Origin of the sequence: Saccharothrix sp. ST-888 (genome assembly GCF_000955975.1) — a bacterium.
Lineage (GTDB): Bacteria > Actinomycetota > Actinomycetes > Streptomycetales > Streptomycetaceae > Kitasatospora.
Genome location: NZ_JYJF01000179.1, coordinates 1 through 7243 on the forward strand (window position 1 = coordinate 1; position 7243 = coordinate 7243).

A 7243-nucleotide genomic window follows, 5' to 3' on the forward strand; every position below is an offset into this window, starting at 1 on the left:
CCGCCACCACCGCCCCGCCCCTACCTCCCGCCCGGCACCCACGCCTCCCGCTGCCCCAATCCCGCCCCACCCCGCAGGCAACGCACACAGTGCCCCGCCGCCGCCATACAGCCGACACTTCCCCCCACACCGGCTGCCTCAGCCCCGACCCCGCCGCAGGCCGCTCGAGCAGCGCCCCGCCGAACGGTCGGCCAAGTCCCCCGCATCAGCTGCCCCACCCCCACCGCAGGGTGTTCGCGCACCGCCCACACTCCTGCCGTCACCTGCCATACAGTCGGCACTTCCCCTGCATCTGCTGCCTCAGCCCCACCCCGCCACAGACTGCTCGTGCAGTGCCCACCCCTCTCCACGCCCCTCCGCCGCGCAGCTGGTCGCCTCCCCCGAATCAACTGCCCCAGCCCACCCCGCCGCAGGTCAAAAATGGTTGGCCGGTTGTCAGAGGCATGCGATAAGTTCTGCTCAGCTGGAGAACGACCGGTTCCTCGGGGGGAGGTGCGGTGTGGCCACGCCACCAGTGACGACGGATCAGCAATGGCCGGCGGCCCACGAGCCGTGCGCCTACGCGCCGATCGCCGTCACCGTCGACGTGGTCGTCCTGACGCTCTGTCAGGGCAGGCTGCATGTCCTGCTCGTCCAGCGTGGCGAGCCGCCCCACCGGGGCTGCTGGGCACTGCCGGGCGGCTTCCTCCGTGCGGGGCGGGAGACCTTGGCAGAGGCTGCGGTCCGCGAGCTCGCCGAGGAGGCGGGCTTGCGGCTCGGCGCCGACCCGAGCACGGCACTCGGTCGAATCCACCTGGAACAGCTCGGCACGTACGGAGACCCGGGCCGCGATCCACGGATGCACGTGGTCTCGGTCGCGTACCTGGCCTTCGCCCCCGATCTACCGGCCCCCGAGGCCGGCACCGACGCGGCAACCGCCGCATGGCACCGGGTCGACTCGCTCGACCTCGCTGCCAACCGGGCCTCCGGCCCGTCCGCCGAGGCCCACGGGGGTGGCGTCGGCGGACGGACCGGAGCCCGGCCCACCCAGGGGCCGCCCCAGGCGACTACTCGGCCAACCGATCCCACCGGGCCCAGCGCCGTCATCACGCTCGCCTTCGACCACGCCCGGATAGTCGCCGACGGCCTCGACCGCGCCCGCGCCAAGCTCGAGTACAGCCCGCTGGCCACCGCCTTCCTCGGCCACGACTTCACCATCCCCGAGCTGCGCGCCGTCTACGAGGCGGTCTGGGACGAGAAGCTCCACCCCGGCAACTTCCACCGCAAGGTCCTCTCCGTCCCCGGCTTCGTCGAAGGCACCGGCTCCACTGCCGACCGCGGCGGAGCCCGTGGCGGCCCCAGGGCCCGCTGCTACCGCCCCGGCGACGCCCAGGTCCTCCACCCACCGCTGCTCCGTCCCGCCCGCGAGAGCGAACCTGCCGCTCCGGGCTCCCCGGCGTGCTCCCGGCCACTACCATCCACCCCATGACCACTCATCCGGCCGATCACCCTGCCGAGCGCCGGCCCCACGGCCCGGGTACGCACTGCCACTGGTGCGGTACGGCCTACCCGGACGGCACCGTCGCCTGGCCCCGTACCTGCCCTGGCTGCGGCGAGATCAGCTACCGCAATCCGCTGCCCGTCGTGGTCACCCTGCTCCCCGTCACCACGCCCGACGGCCAGGCACTGACCGTCATCCGCCGCACCATCGAGCCCGGGTACGGCAAGCTCGCCCTGCCCGGTGGCTACGTCGACTACGGCGAGAGCTGGCAGCAGGCCTGCGTGCGCGAGCTCCGCGAGGAGACGGGCATCGAGGCCGAGGCCGAGGAGATCACCCTGGTCTCCACCGACTCCGACCGGGCCGGCGGCTTCCTCTGCCTCTTCGGCCTGCTGCCCGCCCGCGACCTCGCCGACCTGCCCCCCTCGAAGCCGACCGACGAGACGGACGGCTGGCAGCTGATCCCCGCGCCCATCCAGCTCGCCTTCCCCTTCCACACCCGTGTGTCGACCGCCTGGTTCCAGGGCGCCTACGCCCATCTCTGACCGGACCCGCACCGGGCCTCCCAACCCATCGCCACCGCTCACCCCGCCGACCGGCCGCCGCCGATCCCGCCGAAGAGCCACCGCTCCTCCCCGGGAGACCCTGGCGCAGCCGACGATCACATGGCATGGTCTGCACGTCAGTGCCAGTCGGACGGGATCCGCCACAAGCACCCCCGTCCCCACCTCCGGCCGGGAGACCACCACCGTGAGCACCCCCACCCAGGAACAGCCGCTCTGGCGGCCCGCCCCCGCTCGCGCCGCCGCCACCCAGCTGGTGGCCTTCCAGACCTGGGCCGCCGAGCACCACGGCGCCCCGGCCGCCCCCCTCGCGCCCGCCACGGACGACGACCAGGCCGCCGCCCGCTACGCCGCCCTGCACAGCTGGTCCACCGAGGACCTGGAGCGCTTCTGGACGGCCGTCACCCAGTGGTTCGACGTCCGCTTCTCCACCGCACCCGAGGCGGTCCTCACCGACCAGTCCATGCCCGGTGCCCGCTGGTTCCCCGGTGCTCGCCTCAACTACGCTGAGCACGCCCTCCGTTACGGCGAGTCCGCGCCGCACGGGGAGCGGTCGGACGGGGAGCAGGCCGACCGGCCCGCGATCCTCCACCTCGACGAGACCACCGAGCAGCCCACCGCCCTGAGTTGGGCCGAGCTGCGCCGCCAGGTCGGCTCCCTCGCCGAGGCCCTTCGCGCCCAGGGCGTCCGCCCCGGCGACCGCGTCGGCGCGTACCTGCCCAACATCCCGCAGGCCGTCGTCGCCCTGCTCGCCACCGCGGCCGTCGGCGCCGTCTGGACGTCCTGCGCCCCCGACTTCGGGGCCCGCAGCGTCCTCGACCGCCTCCAGCAGATCGAGCCCGTCGTCCTCTTCGCCGTCGACGGCTACCACTACGGCGGCAAGGACCACGACCGCACCGAGGTCGTCGCCGAGCTGCGCCGCGAACTCCCCACCCTGCGCGCCGTCGTCCACGTCCCGCTGCTCGGCGCCCCCGCCCCCGAGGGCGCCCTCCACTGGGACGACCTGGTCGCCGCCGACACCGAGCCGGTCTTCGAGCAGGTCCCGTTCGACCACCCGCTCTGGGTGCTCTACTCCTCCGGCACCACCGGCCTGCCGAAGGCCATCGTGCAGAGCCAGGGCGGCATCCTGGTCGAACACCTCAAGCAGGCCGGCCTGCACCTCGACCTCGGACCCGAGGACCGCTTCCTCTGGTACACCTCCACCGGCTGGATGATGTGGAACTTCCTCGTCGCCGGCCTCCTCGTCGGGTCCACGATCGTCACCTACGACGGCAGCCCAGGACACCCCGACACCGGCGCCCTCTGGTCCGTCGCCGCCCGCACCCGCGCTACCGTCCTCGGCACCTCCGCCGCCTACGTGATCGCCAGCCGCAAGGCCGAGCTGCACCCCGGCCGCGACCTCGACCTCAGCGCCGTCCGCTGCATCGGCACCACCGGCTCCCCGCTCCCGCCCGACGGCTTCCGGTGGATCTACGACGAGGTCAAGCAGGACGTCTGGCTCGCCTCCGTCAGCGGCGGCACCGACGTCTGCAGCTGCTTCGTCGGCGGTGTCCCCACCCTGCCGGTGTACCTCGGTGAGATCCAGGCTCCCTGCCTCGGTGCCGCCGTCGAGTCCTGGGACGTCCAGGGCCGCCCGCACACCGGCCAGGTCGGCGAACTGGTCGTCACCAAGCCGCTCCCGTCCATGCCCACCGGCTTCTGGAACGACCCGGACGGCCGCCGCTACCACGACAGTTACTTCGACACGTACCCGGGAACCTGGCGCCACGGCGACTGGATCACCGTCACCGAACGCGGCACGGTCGTCATCCACGGGCGCTCCGACTCCACCCTCAACCGCCAGGGCGTCCGGATGGGCTCCTCCGACATCTACGAGGTCGTCGAGCGCCTGCCCGAGATCGCCGAGTCCCTGGTCATCGGCCTGGAGGAGCCCGAGGGCGGGTACTGGATGCCCCTCTTCGTCGTCCTCGCCCCCGGCGCCGCACTCGACGACGCGCTGCAGGCCCGCATCCGGACCACGCTGCGCCAACAGCTCTCCCCACGCCACGTCCCCGACGAGGTCATCGCCGTGAAGGGTCTCCCGCACACCCTCACCGGCAAGCGGATCGAGGTCCCGGTCAAGCGCCTGCTCTCCGGCACCCCGCTCGACCAGGCCGTGAACCCGGGTTCCGTCGACAACCTCGACCACCTGCGCTTCTTCGAGACCCTCGGCCGCGAGCGCCGGGCCTGACCCGTCCCCGGACACGGAAGGGGCGCCCCTCACCGGGGCGCCCCTTCGTCAGTTCCTCACACCACTTCCCGGCGCATCACTCGCCGGAGAGCACCTGCTGCGCCGCGGCCCGCGCCTCCTCGGCGGTGTCGGCGGCCCGCGCCGCCTCCGCCGCCCGCTGGCACTGCGCCAGCGTGTGCTTGGCCAGCGCGCTCCGCACATACGGGATCGACGCCGCGCCCATCGACAGGCTGGTCACCCCGAGACCCGTCAGCACACAGGCCAGCAGCGGGTCGGACGCGGCCTCCCCGCAGACGCCGCAGCTCTTCCCGGTGGCCCGAGCCGCATCGGCGGCAGCGGCGACCAGGTCGAGCAGCGCAGGCTGCCACGGATCCTGCAGCCGAGCCAGCGCGCCCACCTGACGGTCGGCCGCAAAGGTGTACTGCGCAAGGTCGTTGGTCCCCAGCGACAGGAACTCGACTTCCTGCAGGATCGAGCGGGCGCGCAGCGCGGCCGACGGAATCTCCACCATCGCACCGAACTTGGCCGACAGACCGGCCTCCCGGCAGGCCTCGGCGAACGCCCCGGCATCCACCCGGTCCGCCACCATCGGTGCCATCACCTCAAGGTGCACCGGCAGGCCCTCGGCCGCCCTGGCCAGCGCACGCAGTTGGTTCTGCAGCACCTCGGGGTTGTCCAGCAGTGTGCGCAGACCCCGCACACCCAGCGCCGGGTTCGGCTCGTCGGCCGGGGTCAGGAAGTCCAGCGGCTTGTCGGCCCCGGCATCCAGCACCCGCACCACGACCCGGCCCTCCGGGAACGCCTCCAGCACCTTCCGGTACGCCTCGACCTGCTTCTCCTCGGACGGCGCCTTCGCCGAGTCGTCGAGGAACAGGAACTCGGTGCGGAACAGGCCGACACCCTCGGCGCCCGCCGCCAGCGCGGCCGGCAGATCGGCCGGACCGCCGACGTTGGCGAGCAGCGGCACCTTGTGCCCGTCCGAGGTCCGGCCCGGTCCGGAGGAAGCGGACAGCGCGGCCTTCCGCTCGGCAGCGGCCCGGCGCAGCTCGGCCTGCTTCTCCTCGGACGGGTTGACCAGCACCTCACCGGTGCTGCCGTCCACGGCCACCACCAGGCCCTCGGCCAGCTCGGTCGCACCCGGCAGCGCGACCACGGCCGGCACGCCCATGGCACGCGCGAGGATGGCGCTGTGACTGGTCGGCCCGCCCTCCTCGGTCACGAAGCCGAGCACCAGCGTCGGGTCCAGCAGCGCGGTGTCGGCCGGCGCCAGGTCCCGGGCGAACAGCACGTACGGCTCGTCGCTGTCCGGCACACCGGGCATCGGCACACCCAGCAGCCGGGCGACGATCCGGTTGCGGACGTCGTCCAGGTCGGCGACCCGCCCGGCCAGGTAGTCACCGGCCGCGGCCAGCAGCGCCCGGTACGCGGCGAAGGCGTCGTACACACCGCGCTCCGCGCTGCTGCCGACGGCGATCCGACGGCTGACATCGGCCATCAGCTCGGGGTCCTGCGCCATCAGGGCCTGGGCCTCCAGCACGGCCTGGGCCTCGCCGCCGGCCAGGTTGCCACGGGCGATCAGATCCGCCGCCACGGCATCCACGGCGGCCTGCGCGCGAGCCTGCTCACGCGGCGCGTCCTCGGTCGGGACCTGGGTCGCGGGCGGTTCGAGGGCCGCAGTACCCATGTGCCGGACCTGGCCGATCGCGACACCGTGGCTGACACCTACACCGCGCAGCGCCTGTTCCATCTTCTTGGGTTCCTTTCACCCGTACTCCGGCCGCTCGCCACTCCTGGTGGCAGTCGTCGGGGCCGGGCCGGGCTTGTCCGTCTCGGGATCACTACGGGTGGTGGCCGCTCTGCGGCCCGATACTGCGGTGCGCCGTCCCACGCGAGTACGCGGGGGACGGCGCACGGTGCGCATGTACCCGGGATCAGTTCCAGGTGAACAGCTCGCCGCCGACGGCGACGTCACCGCTCTCGACCACGGCGCCGAGCTGCTCGAGCGAGGCCTCCAGCGCGACGATCGGCGAGATCGGGGACTTGCCCGCCGCCTCGACGGCCGCCGGGTTCCACTTGATGACCGGCTGACCGCGCTTGACCTGGTCGCCCTTGCTGACCAGCAGTTCGAAGCCCTCGCCGTTGAGCTGCACGGTGTCGATCCCGAGGTGGGTCAGCACACCGTGGCCGTCCGCGTCCATCACCACGAACGCGTGCGGGTGCATCGACACCACCAGACCGTCCACCGGCGCCACCGCGACAGTGGGCTCACGGACCGGGTCGATGGCAGTGCCGGGACCCACCATGGCACCGGCGAAAACGGGGTCGGGCACATTGACGAGCCCGACGGCGCGACCGGCCAGCGGCGAGGTCACAGTGGTCATGGTGGAGCCTCCCAAGTACGGAGTACAGCGTGCCGCCGCGGGCAGCGACGGAGACATCGACTGAAGCCTAAATCATGCCAAGTTGGGACATATCGCAAGAGTCCCGCGGATGACACGGGCGGCGCCTGACGGGCTGTACGTCATGCGCCACACCCCTGAGTACCGCCGCCGCACCGGCGCCGACGGCCTCCGCGAGCCCAAGTGGTCTAGTCCTCTTGGCCAACGCGCCGCACTCTACGGCATGCAGGTGCGCCCCGACGATCGCGACGGCCGGAGGCCGCCACCGACCTGCTGCGTCCGATCGGGCGACAGTGCACGCGCCCCGATTAGGCGCTGACGCCGGGAAGGGCTATCGTTGCTCAGGTCGCCGCGCTTCAGCGGTGAACAGAGCAAGTCGGATCGGTAAACACCCGGTCAACACCGGGAAAACGAATCTGCTAAGCTCGAATCACGAAAGAACGAAGCGCCCGGAGGGCCCGCTGGAAGGCGGCCGGAAGGAAGCGTCCGTTCCTTGAGAACTCAACAGCGTGCCAAAAGTCAACGCCAGATATGTTGACATCCCCGGCCTCGGATCCTTGTGGTTCGTGGTTGG

General features: G+C 72.4%; 5 protein-coding genes. 3 read left to right on the forward strand and 2 right to left on the reverse strand.

Features of this window, described 5'->3' with window-relative positions; translation table 11 throughout:
- Positions 1-499: 499 nt before the first annotated feature.
- The 3 genes from UK12_RS31205 to UK12_RS31215 all read left to right on the forward strand — a co-directional run bounded on the left by UK12_RS31205 (position 500) and on the right by UK12_RS31215 (position 4270).
- Positions 500-1468, forward strand: a complete 969-nt coding sequence (locus UK12_RS31205; protein WP_231591460.1) for an NUDIX hydrolase — start codon at positions 500-502, stop codon at positions 1466-1468.
- Positions 1465-2022, forward strand: a complete 558-nt coding sequence (locus UK12_RS31210; protein WP_045306576.1) for an NUDIX domain-containing protein — start codon at positions 1465-1467, stop codon at positions 2020-2022. The genes UK12_RS31205 and UK12_RS31210 overlap by 4 nt, the downstream gene beginning before the upstream one ends.
- Positions 2023-2227: 205 nt before the next feature.
- A complete protein-coding gene (locus UK12_RS31215; protein ID WP_045306577.1) occupies positions 2228-4270 on the forward strand; it encodes an acetoacetate--CoA ligase in 2043 nt (680 codons plus the stop codon).
- 76 nt (positions 4271-4346) lie between these two features.
- Here UK12_RS31215 and ptsP read toward each other — a convergent pair whose 3' ends face one another.
- Both ptsP and UK12_RS31225 read right to left on the reverse strand, forming a co-directional pair.
- On the reverse strand, positions 4347-6017 hold the full coding sequence (ptsP, locus tag UK12_RS31220) for a phosphoenolpyruvate--protein phosphotransferase (protein WP_045306578.1): 1671 nt from the start codon (positions 6015-6017) through the stop codon (positions 4347-4349).
- Positions 6018-6201: 184 nt separating this feature from the next.
- Positions 6202-6651 carry a PTS sugar transporter subunit IIA gene (locus UK12_RS31225; RefSeq protein ID WP_045306579.1) on the reverse strand — a complete coding sequence of 150 codons (450 nt, stop codon included), beginning with the start codon at positions 6649-6651 and terminating at the stop codon, positions 6202-6204.
- Between the last annotated feature and the right edge of the window lie 592 nt (positions 6652-7243).

What these genes read in the sequence shown, in the direction of transcription:
- UK12_RS31210 (WP_045306576.1), top strand. Translation starts at nt 1,465, where the DNA reads ATGACCACTCATCCGGCCGATCACCCTGCCGAGCGCCGGCCCCACGGC.
- UK12_RS31225 (WP_045306579.1), bottom strand. Translation starts at nt 6,651, where the DNA reads ATGACCACTGTGACCTCGCCGCTGGCCGGTCGCGCCGTCGGGCTCGTC.
- ptsP (WP_045306578.1), bottom strand. Translation starts at nt 6,017, where the DNA reads ATGGAACAGGCGCTGCGCGGTGTAGGTGTCAGCCACGGTGTCGCGATC.